We start from the raw sequence: 26,832 nt of genomic DNA on the forward strand, positions 1-26,832 counted from the left end.
GTTCCTTCTTCAAATAGTGAGCCGCGCCGGGCCCCGCTGTTGCAAGGCCCGGCGCGCTAAAGGGGAATTGTGACCGGCGGCTTACGCCTGCGCGGACGCTTCCTCGGCTGCGGGCGCGTCTTCGGCCAGCACGGCTTCGGCCGGCGGGGCATCCATTGCGCCCACATCGGCGCCCGAATCCACCACGCCTTCGCCGCGACCCTTCATCGCCGCCTGCGCGATGGCATCGCAATACAGGCGCACAGCGCGGCTGGCGTCATCATTGCCCGGAACGGGGAAGGCAATGCCATTAGGATCGACATTGGTGTCGAGGATGGCCACGACCGGAATGCCCAGCACATTGGCTTCCTTGATCGCCAGTTCTTCCTTGTTGGCGTCGATCACGAACATCACGTCGGGAATGCCGCCCATGTCGCGGATGCCGCCCAGCGACAGTTCCAGCTTGTCCTTTTCACGGGTGAGTTGGAGCACTTCCTTCTTGGTCAGGCCCGACATCCCGCTCGAAAGCTGCTCTTCCAGTGCCTTCAGGCGCTTGATCGACTGGCTGATGGTCTTCCAGTTGGTGAGCATCCCGCCCAGCCAGCGGTGGTTGACGAAGTGCTGGCCGCAAGCGCGCGCGGCCTGGGCAATCGGCTCCTGCGCCTGGCGCTTGGTACCCACGAACAGCACCTTGCCGCCCGAACGGACAGTGGCCTGCACGAAATCGAGAGCGCGTGCGAAGAGCGGCACGGTCTGCGACAGGTCGATGATGTGAACACCGTTGCGGGCGCCGAAGATATACGGCTTCATCCGCGGGTTCCAGCGGTGGGTCTGGTGGCCGAAATGTGCGCCGGCCTCGATCAGTTGCTGCATGGTGACGACAGGTGCCGCCATAGATAATTCCTTTCCGGTTGTGCCTCTGGAAGACGGGGAACCGCACGCGGCGGGCACAGCGTGTTTTCAGGCCCAATTGCGAACGGCACCGGCGATGTGTGCCTTCCATGCGAATTTGCCGTGCGGGACACATCAGAACGATGCATCCTTCGGGACGCCGCGGCCCTTAGCGGTGACGAACGCCAAAAGCTACCCCCAAAATGCCGGTCCGCCGCGCCACGCCAGATGCGAGCCATCCGAATCGCTTGACACCACGAGAACGAAATGAGAACAGGAGAACATAGAGGGAACTTTGGAACATCTGTTCCGGTTGCACGTTAGATTTCCGTCCGGTTCTTGGGAACCGGGCAGGCTGAAAGAGGTCAGGTTTATGGTGGCTGGGCTTGCAATCTCGTTCTTTTTCACCGTGGCAGGCTTTGTTGCCGCCTTGACGGTGGGTCGCAATGTAATGCTGGGGATTGCCCGCAGCCGGGCCATATTGCGTGAACTGGCGGCTCTGGATGCCGCGCATCGACAGGCGCGGCCTGTTCCGCGAACTGATTTCGCGCCGCGCCGCAGCGCACCGCGCGATCGGATCGGCGTGGCCTATCGCCCCGCCCGCTGCGCGGCAGCTACCGCGGCGTTTTCGGTTTCGGCTATTTCGCGGCCGATTGCCGCAGTCGCCTGACGCGAGCATAACGCATGATGCCCACCGGCATCAGCGCCAAATAGACAACGCTGATCAGTGCCAGCGTCCACCACGGCTCGGTCAGTAAGGCGGCAAAGACAAGCCCGCCCAGCGCGATCACGCCCAGCCGCAAATCCTTGCCCGGCCGGATCGAGGTCCAGCTCAATGTGGCGAGATTGGAAATCATCAGAATCGCGATCACGGCCGTCCAGACCGCCACCAGCAACGGCTCGCGGAACACATCATTGCCGCTCGCCAGCCACAGGAAAATCGGGAGAAACGCCAGGCCCGCCCCTACGGGCGCGGGCACGCCGGTAAGAAATCCGGCCGATTTGTGCGGCTGGTCTTCGGTATCGATCTGTGCATTGAAGCGCGCGAGCCGCAGTGCGCAGCAGATCGCAAAGCCAAGCGCGGCAAACCATCCGAAACGCGGCAGATCCTGCAAGGCCCACAGGAACAGAACAAGTGCGGGCGCCATCCCGAAACTGAGCGAATCGGCCAGACTGTCCAGCTCCGCGCCGAAACGCGATTGCGCGTTGAGCAGGCGGGCGATGCGCCCATCCATCGCATCAAGCACGCCGGCCAGCACGATGGCGAACAACGCCTTTTCCCAATCATCGACGATTGCGAAGCGGATGCCGGTAAGGCCCGAACACAAGGCCGCGGCGGTGATCGCATTGGGTATGATTGCCCGCACCGATAATCCACGCGGTTTCACGCGGCGCGCAAATTGGGGCGGATCATCTTCGCTGGCGCGTGGGCCGATCCAGCCTTCCGCGTCCGCTTGAACCTGCGGCTCGTCAGCCCCTGAACCGGCGAGCCCGCTCACAAGCTCACACCTTCGATCAGGGACTGGCGTCCGATCTCAGCGAGCACCGTCTCGCCCGCAATGACCTTCTGCCCCAACAGGACTTTTGAATCCGTGCCCGCCGGAAGATAGACATCCACCCGACTGCCAAATCGGATGAGGCCGATGCGCTGCCCGCTCGCCACAAGATCGCCCGGCTTGACGAAGGGGATGATACGGCGCGCGACCAGCCCGGCGATCTGCGTGAAACCGATCGCCTGCCCATCCGCCTTTTCGATCAGCAGATGCTGGCGTTCGTTCTCTTCGCTCGCCTTGTCGAGATCGGCGTTGAGAAACCGCCCCGGAATATAGACCACCCGCCGAACGGTGCCCGCCACCGGCGCACGGTTGATGTGCACATCGAACACCGACATGAAGATAGAAACACGCGTCACCGGCTCAACGCCCAGCCCGCGCCCGTTCTCGTCATCGCCTTGCAATTCGGGCGGCGGCGGAACCTGCACGATGAGCGACACAAGCCCGTCAGCCGGCGACACGATCAGGTTGCTTCCCTGCGGCACAACGCGTTCGGGATCGCGGAAAAACGCAAAGGTGAAGATCGCAAGGCCAAGCAGCGGCCAGCCGATGATTTCCCAATCGAGCCACAGCAGCACCAGCAGCGCCAGCGCCACGCCAATCAGCCCGAATTTGCGCCCTTCGGGATGGATGGAGGGCCAGCGCCATTGTGCCTCGCCGCGCCCGCGATTGTCTTTCAGTTCTCCGGCCATGCCCTTGCTCTAGGCATTGCAGCCGTACGGCACAAGGCCGCAACTCTGCAAACTGCCCGGCATGATCGACAGGCCGTTGCGCAATGCGGTGTGGGAAAGGCGGTGGCAGACACGGCTGGATTGGCCGCCGCTTTGCTCTGGTCGCCTGCGCTTCGCGCCGGCCCCGCCCTACCGTGCGTCTGCTCCGCAGCCGCTCGACGCTGGTTCCGCGCAAACGCTGCGCCAAACGATTGGTCCTGGCTTCGCGAATTTGGCGGCGGTGGTGGACAGGGCTGGATTCGAACCAGCGTACGCTCTCGCGGGCAGATTTACAGTCTGCTGCCATTAACCACTCGGCCACCTGTCCACCGGTGCCGGAAGCGGGGTAAACCCGCAAGGGATGGGCCTTGTGATAGAGCCCGTTCCAGCCGAGAGGCGCCCCCATGGCGAAGCTGCGCTTGCCTGTCAATGGTCTGGCTGGCAGGAGCGCGCCAACAGCGAAGGATATCGGGCATGAACAGAAAGGGTGAAGGCCGCAAGGGCGACAAACGCGCTCTGCGCGGCCGTGCGGGCCGCAACCAGGGCGGGCGCGGGTCGGGCCGTGCGGGCGGCGGCGCGGTGCGCCTGTGGGGCCGGCACGCGGTCGAGGCTGCGCTGATGAACCCCGCGCGCCAGCACCGCAAGCTGTGGGCCACGCATGACGGCATCGAATCGCTCGACGGCGAATTGCCTGCCGGTTTCCCGCTTGAATATGCCGGGCCAGAGGATCTGGCGCGCATGGTGCCGCGCGATGCGCCGCATCAGGGGCTGGTGCTCGAATGCGAGCCGCTCGAAGACCTGCACCTGTCCGAAGTGCTCGATGCCGAGGACGGGCGCCCCATCGTCGTGCTCGACCAGGTGACCGATCCGCACAATGTCGGAGCCATCCTGCGCTCTGCCGCGGCCTTTGATGCCGCCGCGATCGTCACGCAGGATCGCCACGCCCCGCCCGAAGGCGGCGCGCTGGCAAAGTCAGCTTCGGGCGCGCTGGAAATCGTGCCCTGGGTGCGCGTGGTCAATCTGGCCCGCGCGCTGGAGGAGATGGCCGAGGCCGGTTATTGGCGCATCGGCCTTGCGGGCGAGGCCGAGGCCACTTTCGCATCCGTCCTGCCGGCCGGCCCCGTGGCAATCGTGCTGGGCGCGGAAGGCGACGGGCTGCGCCACAACATTGCCGCGCATTGCGATACGCTGGCGCGCCTGCCGATCAGCAGCGCGATGGAAAGCCTCAACGTCTCGAACGCGGCCGCCATCGCGCTTTACGCCGTTGCCACCCGCGAAAACTGAACCGTTCGTCTTGCGGGCACACCAAAAAGGCCGCCGCTGCACCCGGTGCCTGCGCGCCATTGTGATTACACCCGGAATTCGGGCAAAGCCCCGCGCGGAATTCAGTTCACCGCATCCTTGAGGCCCTTGCCCGCCTTGAACTTGGGCTGGCTGGAAGCAGGGATTTTCATCGGCGCACCGGTGCGCGGATTGCGGCCGGTGGACGCCTTGCGCCGCGCCACCGAGAACGTCCCGAAACCGACAAGGCGCACTTCGTCGCCCTTGGCCAGCGTAGTGGTGATCGCGTCAAATACGCCTTCCACCGCCTTGGTGGCATCGTTACGTGACAAGCCGCTCAATTCCGCGACGGCGCCGATCAATTCGTTTTTGTTCATGGTCCTGAAAACCCCCCTCAATCGTGTTCTCGTTTGCCTTGCTTGTGCAATCGCTCTGCGATGGGCGGGGAATTGAGCGAGTTTTCACACCGATGTCTAGGGGCTAGACCGCCTGTGGCTGGCAAATACTGCAATTTTGGGGGCAAGCGGAACCTTCGCAGCCCAACTGCCCCCTGCCCGACCTTGCTGGCAACGGGCCGCCGGCGATAGCGCTACCAGACGCCGGACGATTCGCTGCGCCGCAAGACCGGCGGCCGCCGCGCGATCAATGCGCTGTGGTGCCGGTGGCAGCGGCGGGCGCTGGCTGGCTGGCCAGATCGTCTGCCTCGGTCCATTCGATCGGCTGCGGCATGGTGGTCAGCGCATGTTCCAGCACCTGATCGACATGCGAAACCGGAATGATCTGAAGCCCCTGCTTCACATTGTCCGGAATCTCGGCCAGGTCCTTCACATTCTCTTCGGGGATCAGCACCGTGGTGATGCCGCCACGCAGCGCCGCCAGCAGCTTCTCCTTCAGCCCGCCAATCGCCAGCACACGTCCGCGCAGCGTCACTTCGCCGGTCATCGCCACATCGGGCCGCACCGGCACGCCGGTGAGCGTGGACACGATCGAGGTGACCATGCCGATCCCGGCAGAGGGGCCGTCCTTGGGCACCGCGCCTTCGGGCAGGTGGATATGCACATTCTTGCGCTGGAAGAGGGACGGCTTGATGCCATAGGCGGGCGCGCGCGCCTTGACGAAGCTGAAGGCGGCGGCGACGCTTTCGTTCATCACCTCGCCCAGCTTGCCCGTGGTGCGCACTTCGCCCTTGCCCGGCGTGGTCACGCTTTCGATGGTCAGCAATTCGCCGCCCACGCTCGTCCAGGCAAGGCCCGTCACCGCGCCCACCTGCGCTTCGGCTTCGGACACGCCGTGCTTGAACTTGCGTACCCCGGCAAAGTCGGCGAGGTTCTCGCTCGTCACGGTCACGGCCGTGTCCTTGCCTTCCAGAATGCGGCGCAGGCTCTTGCGGCACAGGCGCGCAATCTCGCGTTCCAACGTGCGCACCCCGGCTTCGCGGGTGTAATAACGGATGAGGTCGCGCAGGGCCTCCTCGGTCAGGGTGAATTCGCCCGGCTTCAACCCGTGCGCATCAACCTGCTTGGCGATAAGGTGACGCTGCGCAATCTCGACCTTCTCGTCCTCGGTATAGCCTTCCAGCCGGATGATCTCCATCCGGTCGAGCAAGGGCTGCGGCAAGTTGAGGCTGTTCGCGGTGCAGACGAACATGATGTCCGAGAGATCGAGATCGAGTTCCAGATAATGGTCCTGGAACCTGGCGTTCTGTTCCGGATCAAGCACTTCGAGCAGCGCCGAGGCGGGATCGCCGCGGAAATCCTGCCCCAGCTTGTCAATCTCGTCGAGCAGGAACAGCGGATTGGAGGTGCCCGCCTTTCTCAGGTTCGCCACGATCTTGCCCGGCATCGAGCCGATATAGGTGCGGCGGTGACCGCGGATCTCGGCCTCATCGCGCACCCCGCCCAGCGACTGGCGGATGAATTCGCGGCCCGTGGCCTTGGCAATCGATTTGCCCAGACTGGTCTTGCCCACGCCCGGCGGGCCAACAAGACACAGGATCGGACCCTTAAGCTTGTTGGTGCGCGCCTGCACGGCCAGATATTCGATGATCCGGTCCTTCACCTTGTCGAGCGCATAGTGATCGGCATCGAGGATCGCCTGCGCCTTGGCGATATCCTTCTTCAGCTTGCTCTTCTTGCCCCATGGCAGGCCCAGCAGCACGTCGAGATAGTTGCGCACCACGGTCGCCTCGGCGCTCATCGGCTGCATGGTGCGCAGCTTCTTGATCTCGGCATCGGCCTTGGCGCGTGCTTCCTTGGACAGTTTGAGGCTGTCGATCTTCTTCTGCAGCTCGGCAATCTCGTCGCCCTCGCCGTCGCCGCCGCCCAGCTCGCTCTGGATCGCCTTCAACTGTTCATTGAGGTAATATTCGCGCTGCGTCTTTTCCATCTGCCGCTTCACACGGCCGCGGATCTTGCGCTCTACCTGCAAGACGGAAAGTTCGCCCTCCATCGCGGCATAGACGAGTTCGAGCCGCTTGACCGGGTCGGTCTCCGCAAGGATTTCCTGCTTGGTAGACACCTTGGCAGCGAGGTTTCCGGCAATGGCATCGGCCAGCCGCCCGGCATCCTCGATCTGCGCCAGATCGGCTTCGACATCGTCGGGCAGCTTCTTGTTGTGGCGCGCGTAATCCCCGAACTGTTCCAGCGCGGTGCGCACCAGCGCAGTCGCCTCGCTGCCGATCGCGGCGGTTTCGGCCACGGAGCGCACCTGTGCCAGCACCAGATTTTCACTGGGTCGCAACTCAACCAATTCGGCGCGGCTTGTGCCCTCCACCAGCACGCGCACCGTGCCGTCGGGCAGTTTCAGCATTTGCAGCACCTGCGCGACAACGCCCATGGTGAACAGATCGTCCTTGCCCGGATCGTCGCACGCAGGATCAAGCTGCGCGAGGAGGAAGATGTCCTTGTCCCCCTCCATCGCGGCTTCCAGCGCGGCAACCGACATGTCGCGCCCCACGAACAGCGGCACGACCATGCCGGGAAACACGACAATGTCGCGCAAGGGAAGAAGCGGGAGAACGGCGAGCGGGCTGTCAGGTGTTTGTGTCGTCATGCCCCGAATATGGGGAGGCGCATGCGCGGGTGCAACTCAGCGGCGATGCAAGGGTGTGGATGGTGGTGATGGCGGGCTACCAATGCCCCACCCGAAAGCTTAGCCCGGACCAGAACTTCACGGGACCATCCATTATCCCGCGATCGAAGTCCCGGCTTCTCACATCCCCGGCAGCTTGAAGCCCGGCGGCAAGCCCAGCCCCGCCTGCATCTGCTGCATTTCGGCATTCGCCGCGCGGTCGGCCTTGTCGCGGGCGTCGTTGAAAGCAGCGGTGACGAGGTCTTCGAGGATCTGCTTTTCGCTCGGCACCATCAGGCTGTCGTCAATCGCCACGCCCAGAATGCGGCCCTTGGCAGTCGCGCGGATTTTCACGAGGCCGCCGCCGGAGGAGCCTTCGACTTCCACCGAATCGAGCTTCACCTGCGCTTCGTTCATCTGCTTCTGGATGTTTTCCGCCGCCGCCTGCGCGGCCTTGAGCATTTCTTCCATCGATTGCATGGGGGATTACCTTCTCTGACTGTATCGGTTGACTTCGGCCACCTCGCCATCCTCCACCAGTTCCGCGCCGGGAAAGGCGGCGAGCGTGGCGGTGACGAGCGGATGATTGCGGATGCGCGCCTGTTCGGCAGCGCGGGCAGCGAGTTCGCGCTGGCGCAACGAAGGCAAGGCGTTGCCGCTGCCGCGCTGCACCTGCCACGCCTCACCCGTGGCGCGGCGCAAGGCATCGCGGACATCGGCGGTGATGTCGTCGGTGAAATCGGCAGGCGTGGTGAAGATGAGGCGGCCCTGCGCCAGTTCAATCACCTGCACATAATCGCGCATTACCTGCGTCACGCGCAGCAGGCCTTCCTGCTCCACCCGGTCGCACAGGATGCTCCATTCCATCAGCGCATCGGCGGGATCGGCATTTTGCGTGGCAGCAGGCGCATTACCGGCCGCAGTAGCAGAAGCCCCAGCCACCCCGACCCCGCGCGCGGCGGCATCCTTCAGCAGCTTTTCGAGCGATCCGGGATCGGGCAATTCGGCCGCGTGCAGCACGCGCAGCAGCGCCATCTGCGCCGCCATCAGCGGATCGGGGGCTGCGCGCACTTCGTCATGCCCTTTCAGCAGCAATTGCCACAGGCGGTGCACTTGGCCCACGGAAAGCCGCGCGGCCCAGTCGGCCAGTGCCTGCCGCTCCTCCTCCGAAACGCCCGCCGCCTCGCCCTTGGCAAGCTGCGTCAGCGCCACACGGTGTGTCAGTTCCATCAGAGCGCGCATCAGCGCGAGCGGTTCCACCCCCAGCGCGAACTGGTCTTCCACCGCGTCGAGCAGGCCCGCCGGATCGGCATTGAGCAGGCAGGCGAACAGCCGCCTTTGCGCGCCCTTGTCGGCAAGGCCGAGCATTTCGCGCACCTTCGCGGCGGTGACCTGCGTTTGCCCTTCACCGCCATCCATATCGGCATGGGCAATCGCCTGGTCGAGGATGGAAAGCCCGTCGCGCGCAGACCCTTCGGCGGCGGACGCGATCATCGCCAGCGCTTCCGCCTCTGCCCAGACGCCTTCCGCCGTGCAGATGCGGCCGAAATGCTCCGCCAGCAGCGCGGCAGGTATGCGGCGCAGGTCGAACCGCTGGCAGCGCGAGAGGACCGTGACCGGCAGCTTGTCGACTTCGGTGGTGGCAAAGAGGAACTTCACATGCGGCGGCGGTTCCTCAAGAGTCTTGAGCAAGGCGTTGAAAGCATTGCGCGACAGCATGTGCACTTCGTCGATGATGTAGATCTTGAAGCGCGCCGATACGGCGGCATAGCGCACCGCCTCGATAATCTCGCGCACATCGTCGACGCCGGTATTGCTGGCCGCGTCCATCTCGATCACGTCGATATGGCGTCCCTCGGCAATCGCACGGCACGGCTCGCATTGCCCGCACGGATCGATGGTGGGGCCGCCCTGCCCGTCTGGCCCGATGCAGTTCAGCGCCTTGGCAATCAGCCGCGCGGTCGAGGTCTTGCCCACCCCGCGCACCCCCGTCATCAGGAACGCGTGCGCCAGCCGGTCGCGCGCAATCGCATTGGCCAGCGTGCGCACCATCGGTTCCTGCCCCAGAAGCTGGGAGAAGGTTTGCGGACGGTATTTGCGCGCCAGCACGCGGTAGGGCTGTGCGGCGGAATCGGCCGTCTGCGCCAGCTTCGCCGCGGGCACCGAAGCGGCCCCTACCGGAACGGAAGGTGCCGGAATGTCCCCGAACAACGCCGATTGGCCCGCCGCCTCCAGTTCGGCGGCGGAAGGCTGGCTTGCCTCATCTTCCCCCTCGCCCGAAAGCCACGGCGGAGTGTCTTCGTCCGGTGAATCACCCATGCCCATCTAGGTAGGGGAACGCGCCGCGAATGTCATGGCCCCGCGGCGTGAAGGAAACCGGCGATGTGGATGAAATAGGAGCCGGGCGACCCGCTGCCATCTACCTGGGCTGCTGCCTTCCGGCCCTGACCCGGTGAGCAGACGCGAACGTCCACCCGACTCCCGCTTGCGCCTATGGCGCGAAAATGCGGGGAGTTCAACCACCAAGGGGCGCAAAGGCCCGCTTCAGCCAGCCTTACCGGAAATTATCGGCGTAGGCCTGAATCTTCAGGCGCTTGGGCGGCACGATATGCACTACCGCATCAATGCCGTGCTTGGACGCATAGGCTTCTGCCGCCTCACGCGTCGGAAACTTCAGCTGCACCTGCGCCTGCGTGTCGCCGCTGCCCGCCCAGCCCATCAGCGGATCGGGCCGCTTGGCCTGCGCCGGGGCGAAATCGAGAATCCACTGCTCCGTCAGAGCCTTTCCGCTCTGCATGGCGTTTTTCGGGCGTTGATAGATGCGTGCCTGCATGATGGTTCCTTTGCTGATTTCGGGCGCGCAAATCAAGTGCGGTTGAAGGCGTTTTTCGTCTTGAGGCTGGGCTTTTCCGCCCATGGCTCATCGGGCCAACGGTGCTTGGGATAGCGGCCCTTGCCGTCCTTTTGCACATCGCGCCACGATCCGCGCCAGAAACCGGGCAGATCGCGCGTGGCCTGCATAGGCTTGCCGCCCGGATCGGTCAGCTTGAGCAGCAGCGGCGTGGTGCCGATCATCGGATGCGCCTCCAGCCCGAACACCGCCTGCACGCGCACTTCGACGCTGGGCGCATCGTCGCCTTCGTAATCGATGGGGTGATGCGTGCCTGCGGGGCTGGCAAAATCGCGCGGGGCCAGCCGGTCGAGCGTCTGGCGTTCATCCCACGAAAGGCGGTTCAACAGCGCCTCTACCAGCGCGCCCTTTGGCACATCCAGATCGCGCCGCCCGGTGAACAGGGGGGCCAGCCATTCCGCCGCCTCTGCCGCCAGCCGATCGAGCGACAGCGCCTCCAGCCCGGCAAAGCGCGCACGGGCAATCAGACTCCGGGGCAGAAATTCCCCCAAGCGTTCCACCGCCTTGTCCACAAGGATATCCACAATCGCCTTGGCATCGGGCTGCGGATCGGGCCCGCTCGCCAGCGTGATTGCGCCCAGCCGCCTTTCGAGCCGCGCCTCCACCCGGCCTTCGGCGGCGTTCCAGCGTGCGGTATGGCGGCGCTCAATCCTGTGTCCCAGCCATTGCTCAACCTCGGCGGTTTCCAAGGCAATCGCTGCCGTGATCCGCGCCGCGCCTGCGCGCCCTTGCGCATCGCCAATCGCCAGCCATTCGGCGCGGGCCAGTGGCGAAGCGGGATCGAGCGCATAGCCGCGTCCGCCCGCTGAGAGCCAGCTTTCGCCCGACGCGTCGCGCCGCCGTGCCAGATTGTCAGGCAAAGCATGGGCGAGCAGGATGCCGAGCGGCGGTGCATCGCCGCTTCGCCTGCCGACCAGCCCCTCTGCCCGAAGCGCCCAGCCATCCGCCAGCTTCCGCGCGGCATCGGCCCGGCCCGACCGATCGCCATCCCAACGTTGCAGCCGCGCGGCCAGATCCTCGCCGCGCCCGCCCAGCCCGCGTTCCTGCAACAGCAGCGCCAGCCGCGCCGCTTGCCTGCCTGCGCCATATTGCGCGCCGAACAGCAGCATCGCGGCCTGCCACGGCTCCATCGGCAGGCTGGCGATCTGCCGCCCTGTTGCCGTTATGCGCCCGGCTTGGTCGATCGCATCCAGCGCGTGCAGCCGCTCGCGCGCCGCAGCCAGTGCAGGCGCGGGCGGCGGGTCGATCCACGGCAGGCTGCCCGCATCCTCCACCCCCCATTGCGCCAGCGCCAGCACCAGCGGGGCAAGGTCACTCGTCAACATTTCGGGCGGATCGAACGCCTCGCGCCCGGCATGGCCGGCCTCTTCCCACAGGCGATAGGCGACCCCTGGCCCCTGCCGCGCGGCGCGGCCTGCCCTTTGCGCCGCGCTCGCCTGGCTGGCACGGGTGGTGACCAGATGCGTGACGCCCGCCGCCACATCGAACTGCGCCCGCCGCGACAGGCCGCTGTCCACGACGACGCTCACCCCGTCGAGCGTGATCGAGGTTTCGGCAATGCTTGTCGCCAGCACGATGCGGCGCTGGCCCTGCGCATCGCGGCGGATCGCGCGGCGCTGATCGGCGGGTGGCATCTGCCCGTGCAGCGGCAGGATCGGCACATCAGGCAGGCGTTCGCCCAGCCGTTCGCGCACCCGCTCGATCTCCCCCACGCCGGGCAGGAAGGCGAGGACATCGCCCGCCTCTTCCCGCCACGCTGTGAGGATGGCGCTGGCCATCGCCTCATCCAGCCGCTTTTCGGGCGCACTGCCCAGCCAACGGATCGCCAGCGGATAGGCCTTGCCTTCGCTTTCGATCACGGGGGCATTCTCGCCCAGCAGCCGGGCAAAACGCGCGCCGTCCAGCGTGGCGGACATCACCAGCAGCCGCAGATCCTCGCGCAGCACGCCTTGCGATTCCAGCGCCAGCGCAAGGCCCAGATCGCTTTCGAGATGCCGTTCGTGCGCCTCGTCAAACAGCACGGCGGACACGCCCGTCAGCTCCTGATCGGCAAGAATACGGGCAACGAAAATCGCCTCTGTGACCACCAGCAGGCGGGTTTTTGCGGACGTTTTGCTGTCCAGCCGGGTGAGGTAGCCGACCGTGCCGCCCACCTCCTCGCCCAGCATTTCGGCAATGCGTTCCGCCGCTGCACGCGCCGCCACCCGGCGGGGGGAGAGCAGGATGACCTGCCCGCTGCACCATTCCTCGCCCAGCAAGGCCGGCGCTACGCTGGTCGTCTTGCCTGCGCCCGGCGGCGCGATCAGCACGGCGGAATTGCGCGTGCGCAGCGCCGCCAGCAGATCGGGTAGCACAGCTTTGATGGGCAGGTCGGTCACGCCCGCACCCCTCTTGCGGGAATCAGATCAATAACCCCGCGCCACCGCGAATTGCGCGGCTTCCACCATGGCCCGGCGCGCCTCGCTGTCGGGGAAGATCGCCAGCGCATCGCAGGCGCGCTGCGCGAAATGGCGCGCGCGTTCGCGGGTGGCGGCGACCGTGTCATGCTTGTGGATCAGTTCGATTGCATGGGCCAAATCTTCATCCGAATTGGAGAACCCGGCCACGGCGTCACGCCAGAAACGGCGCTCCTCCTCATTCCCGCGCGCATAGGCGAGGATCACCGGCAGCGTCATCTTGCCTTCGCGGAAATCGTCGCCCCGTTCCTTGCCCATTTCGGCAGCGGAGGAATCGTAATCGATCGCATCGTCGACCAGCTGGAACGCCACGCCCAGATTGCGGCCGTAATCGTCAAGCGCGCGCTCCTCCTCCTCGCCGCGTTCGGCCACCACGGCAGCGATGCGGCTGGCAGCGGCAAACAAGGCGGCGGTTTTCGCGCCGATGATGTGGAGATAGCGTTCTTCGCTGGTCTCGATCCGGCGCTGGCTGACCAGTTGATCCACTTCGCCCTGCGCGATGATGGCGCTGGCGCTGGAGAGGATTTTCAGCACTTTCAGGCTGCCATCCTCCACCATCAGTTCAAACGCGCGCGAAAACAGGAAATCGCCCACCAGCACGGTCGCCGGATTGCCGAACACGATATTGGCCGTTTCCCGGCCCCGGCGCGTTTCGCTGCCGTCCACCACATCGTCGTGCAGCAGCGTGGCGGTGTGGATGAATTCAACCGCCGCGGCCAGCTTGTGATGGCGCGTGCCCTGATATCCGATCACCTCCGCCCCGGCGAGCGTGAGCATGGGGCGCATCCGCTTGCCGCCGCCGCTGATGAGATGCCCGGCCAGCGCCGGGATCAGCGGGATTTCGCTCTGCATCCGGTCGAGGATGACCTGGTTGACGCTGTTCATGGCCGCCTGCGTCAGCGACAGGATCGGGGCCAGGCTGGGTGTCGCGGGCGCAGAGCCGCGCGTCAGGGGGACGACATTGCCGTTCATGATGCACAAACCCATGGGCAAAGCGACCCGTCTTGGCAAGTTTGCATTTGCTGCTAGTCAGGGCAGCATGACGCAATCGCCCACCAGCATCCCCCCCAGCAATCGCCCGGCCGCGGCGCCCGATCCGGTTCTGGCCGGATACCGCAAGAGCATCGACAATATCGACGCGGCGCTGATTCACATGCTGGCTGAACGGTTCCGCATCACGCAGGCGGTGGGGGCGCACAAGGCGGCGCACAACCTGCCGCCCAGCGATCCGGGGCGCGAGGCGCGGCAGATCGAACGGCTCCGCGCGCTGGCGGTGGAGGCCGAGCTGGACCCGGAATTCAGCGAAAAGTTCATCCGTTTCGTAATCGACGAGGTGATCCGCCACCACCAGCAGGCGCAGGGGAAATAGGATGCGCGAGGCACAACTGATCGGCGGCTGCCTGTGCGGCGACATCCGCTACGAAATCACCCCGCCTGCGCTATTCGTCAGCCAGTGCTGTTGCAAGGATTGCCAGAAGGCGACCGGCACCGGCCACACCACGATCATCGGCATCCACAAGGACCAGCTGCGCCTGCACGGAACGCCCGCCACCTTCACCAATACGGGCGAGACCGGCGGCAAGGTGACCCGCCATTTCTGCGGGCGCTGCGCGGGGCGGCTCTACACATCGGGCGATTTGCCCGGCGATCACATCATGGTGCAGGCGGGCAGTCTGGATGATCCGGGGCAGGTTTCCCCGCAGAACATCATCTATGTGAAAGACCGCGTGCACTGGGACAAGCTCGACGATACCCTGCCCCAGTTCGAAGGGCTGCCCGACCGGGTGCTGTAACGCCTATTCCGCTTGCGCCCGCGGCAGGCGCAATTTGACGAGCAATCCACCCAGATCCTCGCTCTCGGCCAGTTCCACGCTGCCCTGATAGATTTCCGCCACATCACGCACGATGGCAAGGCCAAGGCCGGTGCCGGGCTTTTCGGTATCGAGCCGCGCGCCGCGACTGAACAATTCGCCGCGTTTTTCGGGCGGGATTCCCATCCCGTCATCCTCCACCCAGATGGTGACAAGGTCGCTGTCCGCGCCCTCCCCCGTCTCCGCATCGACCGTAACGAACACGCTGCCGCCGCCATATTTCGCGGCGTTCTCGATCAGATTGCCGAGAATTTCCTCCAGATCCTGCCGCTCGATCACCACGGCGGCCTCGGCCGAACCGTCAATGTCGAACCGCACCTCAGGATACAGGCGCGATACGGCGCGCTGCACCGCCACCGCGCTGTCCATCACATTGCTGCGCGCAAGGCCCACCGCGCGCCGCCCCGCCGCCCGCGCGCGCGCCAAATGGTGATCGACCTGCCGGCGCATCACCGCCACTTCGCGCAGCACCGTCTCGTCCAGATCAGGCGAGTGGGCGCTGGCTGCGTTGGTCAATACGGTCAGCGGGGTTTTGAGCGCGTGCGCCAGATTGCCCGCATGGGTGCGCGCTTCCTCGGCCTGCCGTTCGGAATGGGCAAGCAGCGCGTTCAGTTCCTCCACCATCGGCTGCACTTCGAGCGGCAGAGGATCGGTCACCCGGTTGACGCCCGATGTGCGGATGCGCGCAATCGCCCGGCGGATGCGGCGCAAGGGGCCAAGGCCATACCAGGTCTGCAGCATCGCCATCAGCAGCAGGCCGATGCCCAGCACCGCGAAAGACCAGGCAAGAATGGCGCGGATTTCGTTCAGGCGCGCATCCAGCTCCTCACGCGATCCGGCCACCACGAATTGCCAGCGCACATCGCTGCCCGGCAGCTGCACCGTGCGCTGGGCGATGCGCAGGCGTTCTTCGGGGAACTGGTCGGAATCGTAGAATATGGGTTCGGCAGCGTTGACATCTTCGCGGATATCCAGCGTGCTGTCCCACAGCGACCGCGAAAGATAGGGCTGATAACCGCCGCCCGAAATCTGCCAGTAAAATCCGCTGTTCGGCTCCAGAAAGCGCTGATCGCCCAGGATGCGGTTGAAGAACACCTCGCCCAGCGGGTCGATCTCGGCCGAGGCGATCATCGCGGTGAGCGATTGCTCCAGCTCGGCATCGAACTGATCGGACACCAGCCGGGTCAATGCGCGATCCAACGCCACCCCGCCAAGGCTCAGCAGGATAAAAATCCACCCCGCCGCGATCAGCATCATGCGGCGCGAAATGCTGCCCGTATGCGGCAAGGGCGCGATCGAAGGCTCGATCACGCCCGGATTGCCATCGCTGGCAGGAGCCTCAGGCCGGATCGTCGAGGCTGTAGCCAAGGCCGCGGATCGTGGTGATGACATCAGCGCCCAGCTTCTTGCGGATGCGCGTCACGAAAACTTCGATCGTGTTCGAATCGCGATCAAAATCCTGATCGTAGATATGCTCGATCAATTCGGTGCGGCTGACCACCTTGCCCTTGTGATGCATCAGATAGGACAGCAGCTTGTATTCCTGCGCGGTCAGTTTCACCGGCTCGCCCGCCTTGGTCACGCGCCCACTGCGCGTGTCGAGCCGCACATCCCCTGCCGTCAGCTCGCTGCTGGCATTGCCCGATGCGCGGCGGATCAGCGCGCGCAGGCGGGCGATCAGCTCCTCTGTCTGGAACGGCTTGGCAAGGTAATCGTCCGCGCCGGCATCGAGGCCCGCGACCTTGTCGCTCCAGCTGTCGCGCGCGGTCAGCACCAGCACGGGGAAATTGCGCTTTTCCCGCCGCCACATGCCCAGCACGGTCAGCCCGTCAATCTCCGGCAGGCCCAGATCGAGCACGACGGCGTCGTAATCCTCGGTCGAGCCCAGGAAGTGCCCGTCCTCGCCATCGGTGGACAGGTCCACCGCATAGCCGTTCTGTTCCAGCGTGTTTTTCAGCTGCTGGCCCAGCGTCGGTTCATCCTCAACAATCAGGATGCGCATCCATTATTCCCCTGTCTTGCGTGCGTGGGATCAATCATCCTGCGCAGCGCCCCAAAACCTTTACCGCGACACGCGCAAAATACGCGCCGTGCGGGCATCCACATCCACCCAGATCACCCGTCCTTCACGAATGAACTTGAGCCGGTAAGCAAGTGCCGCCGGATCATATTCGAAACCGATATATTCGTCGTCCCGCTCCATCTGCGGGATAATGCGGCGTTCGATATCACGAATGGGCATATTGCGCCCGGCCTGCATCTGTTCGCGCGCCCGCGCCTGTTCAGCCCCCGGTCCGTTGGGATTGGGTTGCAGCGAACGCGCCTGCGCCAGGGCGTCCGCGCTGCCCAGCGAACCCAAAGCCGGCCCGGCCAGCAGCGCCACAGCGGCAAGAGATGCGAGAATCCGGTTCATAAGGGCCTTTTGCCTAGTGGCGCTGCTTTGAACAAGGAGTGAATGTAAGCTCCATTGTTCAGAAAGCTTGGGATAAAGCTTAACGGGTCATTTCGTACTTCACGGTCACGGTCACGCCCGATTGCACCTGGCCGGGGCGAACCGGCGTGGTGTCCGCCTCGCTGCGCGCCTGTGCCGTCACCATGATCGGCTGCGGGTAGAAGGGCTGCACATTCTCGCTCACTTCGAGCAGGCGAAGGCCGGTGTATCCGGCAAGCCCTGCATAGCGCATCGCGCGTTCCTGCGCGGTCGCCATTGCCCGCTCACGCGCCTGATCCTGCGCGGCCGCCGGATCGGAGAGGGCAAAGGTGATGCCGCCCAGATCGGTCGCACCCGCCGCCACAAGCGCATCGAGCACTTCGCCCGTGCGATCAATCGCACGCAGTTTTACCTGCACCCGGTTGGTGACGCGGTAACCGGTGAAGCGCTGGAGGCGCGTTGCCTCGTCCCACTCATATTCGGGCTGGAGCGATATGCCGCTGGTCTGGACATCGTCACGCGCCACGCCCGCTGCCTCGATCCGGGCGATCACCGCGTTCATGGCGCGGGCATTGGCGGCCATTGCGGCGGTGGCGCTGCTATTCTGCGTGGTCACACCTGCGTCCAGCAGCACCATGTCGGGGGCGGAAGGCACGGCTTCGGTCACGGCAAGTTCCACCACGGGGCCGTTTACCTGCATCTGCACCTCTGCCGCGGCGGCGGGGACAGCGCCCAGCGAAGCGGCAATGGCGGCGGCGGCAAGCGGATGAGTCATTCGGGTCATGCAAAATCTCCTGCAATCATGGGCGGCGAATGGCCCTCACCGCATTACGCAGGGCTGAACCCTGCGGTTCCTTGCCAGCAACGTTTGCTGCCACTAGGTGCAGCGCCATCATGGCGGAACCACCGATACTTTCCTGGGAAGGTCTGGGCTTGCAGCAAGGCGGCGGCTGGCTGTTCGGCGTGCCGCCGGGGCCGGGGCTGGACCTGCATATCGGCCCGCGTGACCGGCTGGCGCTGATCGGGCGCAACGGCGCTGGCAAGACTACGCTGCTGCGCCTGATTACGGGGCAGATCGAGGGCGACCGCGGCCTGCGCAAGGTGAAGCCGGGCACCAATATCGTCTGGCTTGAGCAGGAACCCGATTTTTCCGCGCACGCGACGCTGATGGACTTCGCGCTCGCGGGCAAGGATGCGCCCGCGCGGCACGAGGTGGAGGCAATTGCCGGGCAGATGGGCATCGCGATGGACACGCCCTCTGCCACGGCCAGCGGCGGGGAGAAACGCCGCGCCGCGCTTGCCCGCGCCTTGGCGCAGGATCCCGATCTGTTGCTGCTTGACGAGCCGACCAACCACCTTGATCTGGCCGCGATCGAATGGCTGGAAAGCTGGCTGGAACGCTTTCGCGGCGCTTTCATCGTCATCAGCCACGACCGCACCTTTCTGAAACGGCTGACGCGCGCGACGCTCTGGCTCGACCGGGGCAATCTGCGGCGCAAGGAAGTCGGCTTTGGCGGCTATGAGGCGTGGGAAGAACAGGTCTATGCCGAAGAAGCGCGCAATGCCGACCGGCTGGACGCCAAGCTGAAGATCGAGGCGCATTGGCTGCAACGCGGCGTGACCGCGCGGCGCAAGCGCAACCAGGGGCGTCTGGCCAAGCTGGGCGAAATGCGCGCGCAGCGCGCCGCGATGATCAACCCGGCGGGCGCGGCCAAGCTCAATCTGGCGAGCGACAGCGAGTTCAAATCCAAATCGGTGATCGTGGCGGAGAATATCTCCAAGAGCTTTGGCGACCGCACCATTATCAAACCCTTCTCGTTGCGCATCCAGCGCGGCGACCGGATCGGCATTGTCGGCAGCAATGGCGCGGGCAAGACCACGCTGCTCAAGATGCTCACCGGCGAGCTTGCGCCCGATAGCGGCAGCGTCACACTGGCCAAGACGCTGTCGGGCGTGATGATCGACCAGCAGAGAAAGCTGCTCGACCCGCAAAAGACCGTGCGGCAGGTGCTGGCCGAAGGCGGCGACTGGATCGATGTGCGCGGGGTGCGCAAGCATGTGCAGGGCTACCTCAAGGATTTCCTGTTCGACCCCTCGGTGGTGGACGCCAAGATCGGGACGTTCTCCGGCGGGGAACGCAGCCGTATCCTGCTGGCGCGCGAATTTGCCCGCACATCCAACCTCTTGGTGCTGGACGAGCCGACCAACGATCTCGACCTTGAAACGCTCGACCTGTTGCAGGAAGTGATTGCAGATTACGACGGCACGGTGCTGATCGTCAGCCACGACCGTGATTTTCTCGACCGCACGGTAACGGTGACGCTGGGCCTTGATGGCAGCGGCACGGTGGATGTCGTCGCCGGCGGTTACGAGGATTGGGCGGCCCGTCGCAAGGAACGCCATGCGGCGGCGGCGAAGGCGAAGAATACCCCCCTCCCGCCTGCAGGAGGGGCCGGGGGTGGGCCTGCACCCGCGCCGCCGCCCCCCCGATCGACCAAGCTCTCCTACAAGGACCAGCGCGATTACGAGCTGCTGCCCGCCCGCATTGAGGAATTGGAGCGACTGATCGCCAATGGCGAAGCCGCGCTGGCCGACCCTGCGTTTTACACCAGCGACCCGAACAAGTTTGCGCGCATTACCAAAAGCCTCGAACTGGCACGCGCCGAAAAGGACGCCGCCGAAGAACGCTGGCTGGAACTGGCGGAAATGGTGGAGGGTTAATCCCCCGTCAGGTGATGCGGTAGAAATCCGCCACCCGGTCGAGCGCCAGTTTCAGCACCAGCTTGCCGCTGCGCGCGGGCCATTCGAGCGATTTTTCCGCCACCGGCAGGCTCTCGCCTGCGCAGACCACGCGCCAGAGAATATCTTCCAGCCCGCGCCCCGCCTGCGCCAGCGCGCCGTGAAAGCGGGTGCGCGCAGCGATAACCCGTTCGGTTACCGACAGCCCCTGATCCGCGCTGCCCTTGATGCGCACCGGATCCCAGCGCATCGTCACATTGGGGCCAAGCTGCGCACGCTCGTAATCGGCGCGCAGCCGCTCGCCCGCATCGAAAAGGCGATCATCGATGTGGCCATGCGCGTGCAGCCACGAGAGCGGGCTTTCGGCAATATTGACGGTGACGCGGCGGTGCCGGCTTGGCCCCGTAGCCCCCGCCCGGCGGCGCGGGCCTTCGGCGGTCAGTTCCCGTTCGACCAGATGCTGTTTCATGGCGGCGAATCTCCCCTGCTGCGATGAAGGCGGGGCTTGCCAGATGGAACAATTTGTAGGAAAGAGGAAACCGTTTCGGTTAAAGGAAAAGACGTCGGCATGATCAATCGCATCCGCGACATCCGCAAGGAAAAGGGTATGACGCTTGCCGAAGTGGCGGCCGCCTGCTCACCGCCCACCACGGCGCAGACGATCGGGCGGCTGGAAACCGGAATGCGCAATCTTTCGCTCGTCTGGATGAACCGGATTGGTGCGGCCTTGGGTGTCGATCCCGAACTTCTGGTGAAGGGCGGCGATGAAACCACGCCCAAGGTCGTTGCCCGGCTGACCGATCAGGGGGCCGAGCCGCTCAGCCAGACGCGCGATGCCATCCTGCCCACGCAATTGGTCGATGACGCGCAGCTTGTCTGCCTGGTGGTCGAATCCCCGCAGGGCGAATACCGCAGCGGCGACCAACTGTGGATGCGGCAGGTGCCGCCCGAACAGGCCGCCGCCATTCTCAACCGCGATGTGCTCGCCCCGCGCAGCGGCGGGCGTTATGCCTTTGGCCGCCTGATCGACCGGCAAGGCAGCATGGTGGCGCTGCTGCCACCCGGCATCGGCCAGCGCCAGATCGTGATCGACCGCCCCGCATGGCTGGCGGTGGCCGAAATGCTGGTGCGCAAGCTCTGACCGCTGGAACGCGACGCCCCGTGAAGCGCCTGCTCTCCATCGCCACGCTCTATCCCAATGCGCATAACCCGCGTTTCGGGACCTTTGTCGCCCGCCAACTGGAGGCCTTGGCTGCGCGCGGGGACTGGGCAGTCGATGTGATCAATCCCATCGGCCTGCCGCCCATTGCCATGGGCCGCTATGCCCCGCTGCTCGATGCCCTGATCAGCGGGGAGGAGAACGGGGTCACGGTTCACCGTCCGCGTTTCACGCTGATCCCGGCGGTGGGCGGGCCGTTCAATCCGCGCATGATCTGCCGCGCCGCGCTGCCGATTGCGGAGCGCTTGCACGCCGCGCAGCCTTTCGATCTGGTGGACGCGCAATTCTTTTACCCCGATGGCCCCGCCGCTGCCGCCATCGCCCGCGCGCTGGGCCTGCCGCTGTCGATCAAGGCGCGCGGCGCGGATATCTCGCACTGGGGGGCCAAACCCTATGCCTTGCGCAAGATGCGCAGCGCCGCCGATCAAGCTGCGGGCCTGCTCGCGGTGAGCCGCGCGCTGGGCAATGACATGGCGACAATCGGACTGCCGGCGGAGAAGATTACCGTCCACTACACCGGGCTTGATCGCAGCCGCTTTCGCCCGCTGGGCCGTGCCGCCTGCCGCACCCGGCTGGCGCGGGAACGCGGCATCCCGGCCGAAGGGCCGCTGCTCGCCAGCGTGGGCGCGCTGATCCCGCGCAAGGGACAGCGCTTTGTCATCGAAGCTCTGCCCGCGCTGCCCGGTGCGCAACTGGCGCTGGTGGGGACGGGGACGGACAAGGTCATGCTGGAGCAATTGGCCCGCAATCTGGGCGTGGCGCAGCGCGTGCATTTCCTCGGCTCGCTTGACCATGCAAGCCTGCCGGTGGTCTTGAGCGCGGCCGATGCCATGGTGCTGCCTTCGGCCAGCGAAGGGCTGGCCAATGCCTGGGTGGAGGCGCTTGCCTGCGGGACCCCGCTGGTCATCACCGACGCAGGCGGCGCGCGCGAATTGGTTGCCGATGACAGCGCAGGCCGGATCGTGGAACGCAATGCCCCCGCAATTGTGCAGGGCGTGCGCGAGGTGCTGGCCGCGGCCATCCCCGCCGAAAAGGTCGCCGCCAACGCTGCACGCTTCAGCTGGGAAGCGAATGCGGCAGCGCTGGCGGAATATTACGCAGGACTTTTGGGTTAGGCCTGGCCGCGCGCCTTCTTTTCCTGCACGTCCACAGCGTCTTCCTTGGGCACGAAGCTGTCCGAGGTGACGCGCAGCCAGATCAGGATTGGCGCAGCCATGTAGATCGAACTGTAGGTGCCGACAAAGATGCCCAGCGTGATGCACGCGGTCAGGCCGAACAGCGTGGAGGGGCCGAAGATCAGCAGCGGGAACAGGGCCGCCAGCAGCGTCAGCGAGGTCATCACCGTGCGCGCCAGCGTCTCGTTCACCGACAGGTCGAGCAGTTCGGGCAGCGGCATCTTGCGGTATTTCTTCAGGTTCTCGCGCACCCGGTCGTACACCACAATATTGTCATTCAGCGAATAGCCGATGATCGCCAGAATGGCCGCGATGATCTGCAGGTTGAATTCCAGCTGGAAGATCGCCAGCATCCCCATGGTTAGCGACACGTCATGGAACAGCGCGAACAGCGCGCCCACGCCAAACTGCCATTCGAACCGGATCCAGATGTATATGGCAATCGCGATCATCGCGAACAGCAGCGCCAGCAGCGCGGTCTGGCGGAATTCACCCGCCACCTTGCCCGATACCGTGTCGTTCGCGTCGCGGCGGACATTGTCGTATTCGGACTGGATAGCGGTAATCACCCGGTTGCCGATTTCCGCCGCCGCACCGGGCGTGTCCTCCACCCCTTCAGGCAGGCGCACACGGATCGACACCGAATTGGCATCGCCAAAGCGCTGGATCACCGGGCTGCCCAGCCCCATGCCGCCAATCAGCGAACGCAGCTCCTCTACCGGAGCCTCGTCCTGGCCCACAAAAGTGACCCGCACTTCCTGTCCGCCGGCGAAGTCCACGCCGTAATTCAGGCCGTTGACATAGACCGCGCCCCAGCTGGCGATCATCAGCAGGATGCTGACGATGTAGAACGGCCAGCGCCATTTGAGAAACTTGATGTTGGTATCGTCGGGGACGAGTTTCAGAAGTCGCATTGGTCTCTCTCCCGGCCCTTACAGGTTCAGATCCGCAGGCCGTGCCTTGCGCAGCCAGCCCGCCACCCACATCCGGGTGAGCGTGACAGCGGTGAACACGGATGTGAACAGGCCGATAATCAGCACCACGGCAAAGCCCTTGACCGGGCCGGAGCCGAACAGGAACAGCAGCACACCGGCAATGAAGTTGGTGGCGTTGGCGTCGTAAATCGCGCGGCTCGCCTCGCGGTAGCCGTTTTCCACCGCCGCGATCACCCGGCGGCCGCGTTTTCGCTCCTCGCGGATGCGTTCGTTGATCAGCACATTGGCATCGACCGCCGCGCCGATGGTGAGAACGAAACCGGCGATGCCCGGCAAGGTCAGCGTGGTGCCGATCATGGCCATGATGCCGAGGATCATCAGAACGTTGAACACCAGGGCAACCGTCGCATAGACGCCAAACCGGCCATAGGCCGCGATCATCAGCAGGATCACCAGCCCGGTGCCGATACCCATCGCGATCATCCCGGTGCGGATAGATTCCGCACCCAGATCCGGCCCCACCGTGCGTTCTTCCACCACGGTCAGGTCAACCGGCAGCGCACCCGATGCCAGCGCGCGCGCCAGCTGCGTCGCCTTTTGCAGGGTGAAGCCGCCCGAAATCTGCGAGGTGCCGCCCAGAATGGGCTCACGGATCACCGGGGCCGACAACACTTCGCCGTCGAGGATGATGGCGAATTGCTGCCCGACATTTTCTGTCGTCAGCTTGGCAAAACGCTGCGCGCCTGCGGCGTCGAAGGTGATCGACACCGCCGGTTCATTGGTCTGCGGATCGAAGGTCTGCTGTGCGTTGGTGAGCGAATCGCCGCGCACCCCGCCAAGGCGGCGCACCGCCAGCACCGTGCCTTCGTAATCGCCGCCCACCGCGCCCGGCACAAGCTCGCTGCCGGGCCGGGGGATGCCCGACTGGATCTGCGCCGGGGTCGCCTGCGTGTCGAGCAGCTTGAATTCCAGCCGCGCGGTCTGCCCCAGCAGCGCCTTCAGTTCTTCGGGATCCTGCAGGCCGGGCACCTGCACCACGATGCGGGTGTCGCCCTGCCGGATGATCGTCGGCTCACGCGTGCCGAGCGAGTCGATACGGCGCCGCACCACGTCGGTGGCGCTGTCCATCGCGGTCGTCACGGCGGTGCGCACACCTGCTTCGGTCTGCGTCAGCACCAGACGGTTGCCGTCGAGCACTTCGAGCGACCATTCACTGGTCAACCCGGTGCCGCTCATCAAGGGCAGGAGGACTTCGCGCGCGGCATCAACCTGTGACGGATCGTCCAGCGTGACAGACAGGCGCTGATCGGCCGTGGAGACATCGCTGAAGCGGATCTGCGGGCGCGCGCTGCTCAGCGCGGCACGCACCGCTTCTTCCATGTTCTCCAGCCGCTGGCGCGCCACCTGCGCCTGATCGGCTTCGAGCAGGATATGGCTGCCGCCGGCAAGGTCGAGGCCGAGGCTGATCGTGGGATTGGGCAGCGAGGACGGCCAGCGGACATTGGTCATCGTGGCCAGCGAAGGCAACGCTGCCAGCGCCGCGATCAGGGTAATGGCCCAAAGGAAGTTCTTCTTCCAGAGCGGAAAATCGAGCATGGTGGCAGCGCTTTCGGCGGAAATTCGTTGTCGATCAGTCGTTGGCGGGCGTGCCGCCGGGGGCCAGCACATCACCGATCATGGTCTTGACCACCTTGACCTTCACGCCCTGCGCGATTTCGGCTTCGACAAAATCGTCGTCCACCTTGGTCACCTTGCCCATGATGCCGCCAGAGGTCACGATCTGGTCGCCGCGCTTGACCGCGCCGATCTTGGCCCGGTGCGCCTTCTGCTGCTTCATTTGCGGGCGGATGATCAGGAACCAGAAGATCAGCACCATGCCGATGATGGGCACAAACCCGATCAGGCCCTGGCCTGCGGAACCGGAACCGGCGGCGAGAAAATCAAGCATGGAACAGCCTCATGATTAACCTGGGGTATGTGGGCATGGATACCTTCGAAAGGCGGTAGATGGCGGCGGACCGCGCCCTTTCAAGACTTGGTCCCAAGTCCGAAGACGCGTGCCGCCCTCTTTCCTCTCGCTTCAAGAGCGCCGCGCCTAGCAGCATTGGCAGGCAAGGGCAATCGAGCGGCTTGCCAAGCCCGAAACCCCTGCCTATAGGCGCGCTTCCACTGGATACGGGACGTAGCGCAGCCTGGTAGCGCATCACACTGGGGGTGTGGGGGTCGCAGGTTCGAATCCTGTCGTCCCGACCAGTGGAATTACCCCCCTGATCAGCCATCACCCCCAAGGCCCGCGGGTCAGCGGGTCGCGTCGAAAGCGAACTCCACGCGCACATCGGCTGCAATACCGCCCGCCGCCTCGCCCGTGCCCACGCCGAACGCGTTGCGATCGACCGTCGCGCTGCCGGTGACAGAGCGCGCATTTCCGCTTCCCCCCAGCGTAAAGGAGATCGTTTGCGGCCGCGTCACGCCCTTGATCGACAGCGTCCCGCGCGCCCGGTAGGAATTGCCGCCGGTTTTCTGCACATCGGTTGAGCGAAACACGGCGGTGGGAAAACTCGATACCGCGAAGAACTCGGCCCCGGCCAGCATCCCGTCCTGCGTCGCATCGCCCAGCGTGGCGCTCGTGAGGTCGATCTCGATCACGATCCGTGATCCGGCCGGGTTGTCCGGGTCCATCGTGATCGCGCCATCCCAGCGACGGAATGTGCCGTTGAGCGCGCTGCCCGCATTGCTGGCGACAAAGCGCAGGGAACCGCCGGGCTGGATATCCCAATCGGGCGGCGGCGCGGCGGCAGCCTCGGTTGCTTCGGGAGCCGGTTCTTCTTCCGCGACCTCGGCTTCGGCTTCTTCCTCCAAGGCTTCGGCCTCGGCAAGTTCGGTTGCCTCCGCCACGGGCACAGCTGCGCCTTCGGCGTCCTCGTGGCTGTGGTCGCCGCCGCCCGGCATCATGGCAAAGGTCGCCCCGCCCGCCACCAGCACGGCGGCAAACAGCACCAGCGCCGCTTTTGCCGACCCGCCCGGCGCCATGCGCGCCAGCACGCCATCGCGGTTGATGAAATGGTGCTTCAGCGCGCCCGCCACATGCAGGGCGAACAGACCGATGCCCAAGAAAGCGAGCAATTCGTGCGTTACTTCCACGCCACCATTGATCGCCGGATCAAGCGGCAGATGCGGCCACGGCACCACCCCGAACAGCATGGTCGGCACATTCAGCGGCGAGGTGGAGACCAGCGCCCAGCCGGTCAGCGGCGCGCCCAGCATGAAGGCATAGAGCAGGACATGCACCGCCTTCGCCACTGCGCCCAGCGGCCCCTTGTCAGCCGCAGGCGGCGGCTTGTGCGTGATGCGCCACGCGATCCGCACCAGCGTGAGCAACAGGATCGATATCCCCAGGCTCTTGTGGAACTGCACCAGCGCAAAAGAGCTGGCATCGTTGCCCATGCCAAAACCGATGGCGAGGTTGACCGCCAGCAAGCCCGCAATGATCCAGTGCAGCAGAATGGCCCCCCGGCTGTAGCGTTCTGCCGGATTCCCCAGATTTGCCACGTGATACGCTCCCAATTTGTCCCGCCTTATCCCCTGATCCGGCGGAGCGATGCAATCAGCCGG

At 65.2% G+C, this 26,832-nt stretch carries 26 protein-coding genes, 2 tRNA genes and 1 other RNA gene; 8 read left to right on the plus strand and 21 right to left on the minus strand.

Annotated elements, in window-relative coordinates:
- Positions 1–81: 81 nt before the first annotated feature.
- Positions 82–873 carry a 30S ribosomal protein S2 gene (gene rpsB / locus WFP39_RS10425; protein WP_336919493.1) on the minus strand — a complete coding sequence of 264 codons (792 nt, stop codon included), beginning with the start codon at positions 871–873 and terminating at the stop codon, positions 82–84.
- A 370-nt stretch (positions 874–1,243) separates the two neighbouring features.
- On the opposite strand from rpsB, the gene WFP39_RS10430 reads away from it, so the two are divergent.
- Complete coding sequence (locus WFP39_RS10430; protein ID WP_336919494.1) at positions 1,244–1,540, plus strand: hypothetical protein; 297 nt, start codon at positions 1,244–1,246, stop codon at positions 1,538–1,540.
- Here WFP39_RS10430 and WFP39_RS10435 read toward each other — a convergent pair.
- The 3 genes from WFP39_RS10435 to WFP39_RS10445 all read right to left on the minus strand — a co-directional run bounded on the left by WFP39_RS10435 (position 1,509) and on the right by WFP39_RS10445 (position 3,461).
- Positions 1,509–2,306 (minus strand): CDP-alcohol phosphatidyltransferase family protein, encoded by a 798-nt coding sequence (locus WFP39_RS10435; RefSeq protein ID WP_336919544.1) that lies wholly within the window; start codon positions 2,304–2,306, stop codon positions 1,509–1,511. The two genes, WFP39_RS10430 and WFP39_RS10435, sit on opposite strands and share 32 nt — an antisense overlap.
- A gap of 59 nt (positions 2,307–2,365) precedes the next feature.
- Entirely contained in the window at positions 2,366–3,115 is a 750-nt protein-coding gene (locus tag WFP39_RS10440; RefSeq protein WP_336919495.1) for a phosphatidylserine decarboxylase, read from the minus strand.
- 260 nt (positions 3,116–3,375) lie between these two features.
- Positions 3,376–3,461: transfer RNA gene (locus tag WFP39_RS10445), tRNA-Tyr, on the minus strand.
- Positions 3,462–3,607: 146 nt separating this feature from the next.
- On the opposite strand from WFP39_RS10445, the gene WFP39_RS10450 reads away from it, so the two are divergent.
- On the plus strand, positions 3,608–4,417 hold the full coding sequence (locus WFP39_RS10450; protein ID WP_336919496.1) for a TrmH family RNA methyltransferase: 810 nt from the start codon (positions 3,608–3,610) through the stop codon (positions 4,415–4,417).
- A 101-nt stretch (positions 4,418–4,518) separates the two neighbouring features.
- Here the strand turns inward: WFP39_RS10450 and WFP39_RS10455 are convergent, their stop codons facing one another.
- The 8 genes from WFP39_RS10455 to WFP39_RS10490 all read right to left on the minus strand — a co-directional run bounded on the left by WFP39_RS10455 (position 4,519) and on the right by WFP39_RS10490 (position 13,822).
- Positions 4,519–4,791, minus strand: a complete 273-nt coding sequence (locus WFP39_RS10455) for an HU family DNA-binding protein (protein WP_336919497.1) — start codon at positions 4,789–4,791, stop codon at positions 4,519–4,521.
- A 265-nt stretch (positions 4,792–5,056) separates the two neighbouring features.
- A complete protein-coding gene (gene lon, locus WFP39_RS10460; RefSeq protein WP_336919498.1) occupies positions 5,057–7,465 on the minus strand; it encodes an endopeptidase La in 2,409 nt (802 codons plus the stop codon).
- A 159-nt stretch (positions 7,466–7,624) separates the two neighbouring features.
- Complete coding sequence (locus WFP39_RS10465; RefSeq protein ID WP_336919499.1) at positions 7,625–7,963, minus strand: YbaB/EbfC family nucleoid-associated protein; 339 nt, start codon at positions 7,961–7,963, stop codon at positions 7,625–7,627.
- 6 nt (positions 7,964–7,969) lie between these two features.
- Positions 7,970–9,802, minus strand: a complete 1,833-nt coding sequence (locus tag WFP39_RS10470; protein ID WP_336919500.1) for a DNA polymerase III subunit gamma/tau — start codon at positions 9,800–9,802, stop codon at positions 7,970–7,972.
- Positions 9,803–9,873: 71 nt separating this feature from the next.
- Positions 9,874–9,968: signal recognition particle sRNA small type (gene ffs / locus WFP39_RS10475), an RNA gene on the minus strand.
- 69 nt (positions 9,969–10,037) lie between these two features.
- Positions 10,038–10,316 (minus strand): ETC complex I subunit, encoded by a 279-nt coding sequence (locus tag WFP39_RS10480; RefSeq protein WP_336919501.1) that lies wholly within the window; start codon positions 10,314–10,316, stop codon positions 10,038–10,040.
- A 32-nt stretch (positions 10,317–10,348) separates the two neighbouring features.
- Positions 10,349–12,772, minus strand: coding sequence for an ATP-dependent helicase HrpB (gene hrpB, locus WFP39_RS10485; RefSeq protein WP_336919502.1), 2,424 nt, complete (start codon positions 12,770–12,772; stop codon positions 10,349–10,351).
- A gap of 27 nt (positions 12,773–12,799) precedes the next feature.
- On the minus strand, positions 12,800–13,822 hold the full coding sequence (locus WFP39_RS10490) for a polyprenyl synthetase family protein (RefSeq protein ID WP_336919545.1): 1,023 nt from the start codon (positions 13,820–13,822) through the stop codon (positions 12,800–12,802).
- Positions 13,823–13,889: 67 nt separating this feature from the next.
- Between WFP39_RS10490 and WFP39_RS10495 the strand changes: the two genes are divergently transcribed.
- Complete coding sequence (locus WFP39_RS10495) at positions 13,890–14,219, plus strand: chorismate mutase (RefSeq protein WP_336919504.1); 330 nt, start codon at positions 13,890–13,892, stop codon at positions 14,217–14,219.
- A gap of 1 nt (position 14,220) precedes the next feature.
- Positions 14,221–14,643 carry a GFA family protein gene (locus WFP39_RS10500; protein WP_336919505.1) on the plus strand — a complete coding sequence of 141 codons (423 nt, stop codon included), beginning with the start codon at positions 14,221–14,223 and terminating at the stop codon, positions 14,641–14,643.
- Positions 14,644–14,646: 3 nt separating this feature from the next.
- Here WFP39_RS10500 and WFP39_RS10505 read toward each other — a convergent pair whose 3' ends face one another.
- The 4 genes from WFP39_RS10505 to WFP39_RS10520 all read right to left on the minus strand — a co-directional run bounded on the left by WFP39_RS10505 (position 14,647) and on the right by WFP39_RS10520 (position 17,936).
- Entirely contained in the window at positions 14,647–16,113 is a 1,467-nt protein-coding gene (locus WFP39_RS10505; RefSeq protein ID WP_377923294.1) for a sensor histidine kinase, read from the minus strand.
- A complete protein-coding gene (locus tag WFP39_RS10510; RefSeq protein ID WP_336919506.1) occupies positions 16,061–16,723 on the minus strand; it encodes a response regulator transcription factor in 663 nt (220 codons plus the stop codon). Before WFP39_RS10510 ends, WFP39_RS10505 begins: the two co-directional genes overlap by 53 nt.
- A gap of 60 nt (positions 16,724–16,783) precedes the next feature.
- A complete protein-coding gene (locus tag WFP39_RS10515; protein ID WP_336919507.1) occupies positions 16,784–17,134 on the minus strand; it encodes a hypothetical protein in 351 nt (116 codons plus the stop codon).
- 79 nt (positions 17,135–17,213) lie between these two features.
- Positions 17,214–17,936: an SIMPL domain-containing protein gene (locus WFP39_RS10520; protein ID WP_336919508.1), complete on the minus strand. Its 723-nt coding sequence runs from the start codon at positions 17,934–17,936 to the stop codon at positions 17,214–17,216.
- A gap of 110 nt (positions 17,937–18,046) precedes the next feature.
- Between WFP39_RS10520 and WFP39_RS10525 the strand changes: the two genes are divergently transcribed.
- Entirely contained in the window at positions 18,047–19,873 is a 1,827-nt protein-coding gene (locus WFP39_RS10525; RefSeq protein WP_336919509.1) for an ABC-F family ATP-binding cassette domain-containing protein, read from the plus strand.
- Positions 19,874–19,880: 7 nt separating this feature from the next.
- Here WFP39_RS10525 and WFP39_RS10530 read toward each other — a convergent pair whose 3' ends face one another.
- Entirely contained in the window at positions 19,881–20,360 is a 480-nt protein-coding gene (locus WFP39_RS10530; protein ID WP_336919510.1) for a DUF6456 domain-containing protein, read from the minus strand.
- 99 nt (positions 20,361–20,459) lie between these two features.
- On the opposite strand from WFP39_RS10530, the gene WFP39_RS10535 reads away from it, so the two are divergent.
- Together WFP39_RS10535 and WFP39_RS10540 are read left to right on the plus strand one after the other, a co-directional pair.
- Complete coding sequence (locus WFP39_RS10535; protein WP_336919511.1) at positions 20,460–21,032, plus strand: helix-turn-helix domain-containing protein; 573 nt, start codon at positions 20,460–20,462, stop codon at positions 21,030–21,032.
- A 20-nt stretch (positions 21,033–21,052) separates the two neighbouring features.
- Complete coding sequence (locus WFP39_RS10540) at positions 21,053–22,225, plus strand: glycosyltransferase (RefSeq protein WP_336919513.1); 1,173 nt, start codon at positions 21,053–21,055, stop codon at positions 22,223–22,225.
- On the opposite strand, the gene secF is transcribed toward WFP39_RS10540, so the two are convergent.
- Genes secF through yajC form a run of 3 tightly spaced genes read right to left on the minus strand, consistent with a single transcriptional unit; the run spans position 22,222 to position 25,168 of the window.
- Complete coding sequence (gene secF / locus WFP39_RS10545) at positions 22,222–23,199, minus strand: protein translocase subunit SecF (protein ID WP_336919515.1); 978 nt, start codon at positions 23,197–23,199, stop codon at positions 22,222–22,224. The genes WFP39_RS10540 and secF overlap by 4 nt on opposite strands.
- An 18-nt stretch (positions 23,200–23,217) precedes the next feature.
- Positions 23,218–24,816, minus strand: coding sequence for a protein translocase subunit SecD (gene secD / locus WFP39_RS10550; RefSeq protein WP_336919516.1), 1,599 nt, complete (start codon positions 24,814–24,816; stop codon positions 23,218–23,220).
- Positions 24,817–24,850: 34 nt separating this feature from the next.
- Positions 24,851–25,168 carry a preprotein translocase subunit YajC gene (gene yajC / locus WFP39_RS10555; RefSeq protein WP_336919517.1) on the minus strand — a complete coding sequence of 106 codons (318 nt, stop codon included), beginning with the start codon at positions 25,166–25,168 and terminating at the stop codon, positions 24,851–24,853.
- 228 nt (positions 25,169–25,396) lie between these two features.
- Between yajC and WFP39_RS10560 the strand changes: the two genes are divergently transcribed.
- Positions 25,397–25,473, plus strand: a tRNA-Pro gene (locus tag WFP39_RS10560).
- A 45-nt stretch (positions 25,474–25,518) separates the two neighbouring features.
- Here the strand turns inward: WFP39_RS10560 and WFP39_RS10565 are convergent.
- Positions 25,519–26,769, minus strand: a complete 1,251-nt coding sequence (locus WFP39_RS10565) for a cytochrome b/b6 domain-containing protein (RefSeq protein ID WP_336919518.1) — start codon at positions 26,767–26,769, stop codon at positions 25,519–25,521.
- Positions 26,770–26,832 lie beyond the last annotated feature (63 nt).

Origin of the sequence: Alteraurantiacibacter lauratis (genome assembly GCF_037154155.1) — a bacterium.
In the GTDB taxonomy this organism is placed as follows: domain Bacteria; phylum Pseudomonadota; class Alphaproteobacteria; order Sphingomonadales; family Sphingomonadaceae; genus Alteraurantiacibacter; species Alteraurantiacibacter lauratis.

Bases quoted from the DNA above. Each gene is read 5' to 3' on its own strand.
- WFP39_RS10505 (WP_377923294.1), bottom strand. From the start codon at position 16,113: ATGTCATCACCACGATCCGCGGCCTTGGCTACAGCCTCGACGATCCGG.
- WFP39_RS10500 (WP_336919505.1), top strand. From the start codon at position 14,221: ATGCGCGAGGCACAACTGATCGGCGGCTGCCTGTGCGGCGACATCCGC.
- WFP39_RS10510 (WP_336919506.1), bottom strand. From the start codon at position 16,723: ATGCGCATCCTGATTGTTGAGGATGAACCGACGCTGGGCCAGCAGCTG.
- WFP39_RS10520 (WP_336919508.1), bottom strand. From the start codon at position 17,936: ATGACCCGAATGACTCATCCGCTTGCCGCCGCCGCCATTGCCGCTTCG.
- WFP39_RS10515 (WP_336919507.1), bottom strand. From the start codon at position 17,134: ATGAACCGGATTCTCGCATCTCTTGCCGCTGTGGCGCTGCTGGCCGGG.
- WFP39_RS10480 (WP_336919501.1), bottom strand. From the start codon at position 10,316: ATGCAGGCACGCATCTATCAACGCCCGAAAAACGCCATGCAGAGCGGA.
- WFP39_RS10465 (WP_336919499.1), bottom strand. From the start codon at position 7,963: ATGCAATCGATGGAAGAAATGCTCAAGGCCGCGCAGGCGGCGGCGGAA.
- secF (WP_336919515.1), bottom strand. From the start codon at position 23,199: ATGCGACTTCTGAAACTCGTCCCCGACGATACCAACATCAAGTTTCTC.
- WFP39_RS10440 (WP_336919495.1), bottom strand. From the start codon at position 3,115: ATGGCCGGAGAACTGAAAGACAATCGCGGGCGCGGCGAGGCACAATGG.
- secD (WP_336919516.1), bottom strand. From the start codon at position 24,816: ATGCTCGATTTTCCGCTCTGGAAGAAGAACTTCCTTTGGGCCATTACC.
- WFP39_RS10430 (WP_336919494.1), top strand. From the start codon at position 1,244: ATGGTGGCTGGGCTTGCAATCTCGTTCTTTTTCACCGTGGCAGGCTTT.
- WFP39_RS10450 (WP_336919496.1), top strand. From the start codon at position 3,608: ATGAACAGAAAGGGTGAAGGCCGCAAGGGCGACAAACGCGCTCTGCGC.
- WFP39_RS10455 (WP_336919497.1), bottom strand. From the start codon at position 4,791: ATGAACAAAAACGAATTGATCGGCGCCGTCGCGGAATTGAGCGGCTTG.
- WFP39_RS10530 (WP_336919510.1), bottom strand. From the start codon at position 20,360: ATGAAACAGCATCTGGTCGAACGGGAACTGACCGCCGAAGGCCCGCGC.
- WFP39_RS10490 (WP_336919545.1), bottom strand. From the start codon at position 13,822: ATGAACGGCAATGTCGTCCCCCTGACGCGCGGCTCTGCGCCCGCGACA.
- rpsB (WP_336919493.1), bottom strand. From the start codon at position 873: ATGGCGGCACCTGTCGTCACCATGCAGCAACTGATCGAGGCCGGCGCA.
- WFP39_RS10525 (WP_336919509.1), top strand. From the start codon at position 18,047: ATGGCGGAACCACCGATACTTTCCTGGGAAGGTCTGGGCTTGCAGCAA.
- WFP39_RS10535 (WP_336919511.1), top strand. From the start codon at position 20,460: ATGATCAATCGCATCCGCGACATCCGCAAGGAAAAGGGTATGACGCTT.
- WFP39_RS10470 (WP_336919500.1), bottom strand. From the start codon at position 9,802: ATGGGTGATTCACCGGACGAAGACACTCCGCCGTGGCTTTCGGGCGAG.
- WFP39_RS10495 (WP_336919504.1), top strand. From the start codon at position 13,890: ATGACGCAATCGCCCACCAGCATCCCCCCCAGCAATCGCCCGGCCGCG.
- yajC (WP_336919517.1), bottom strand. From the start codon at position 25,168: ATGCTTGATTTTCTCGCCGCCGGTTCCGGTTCCGCAGGCCAGGGCCTG.
- lon (WP_336919498.1), bottom strand. From the start codon at position 7,465: ATGACGACACAAACACCTGACAGCCCGCTCGCCGTTCTCCCGCTTCTT.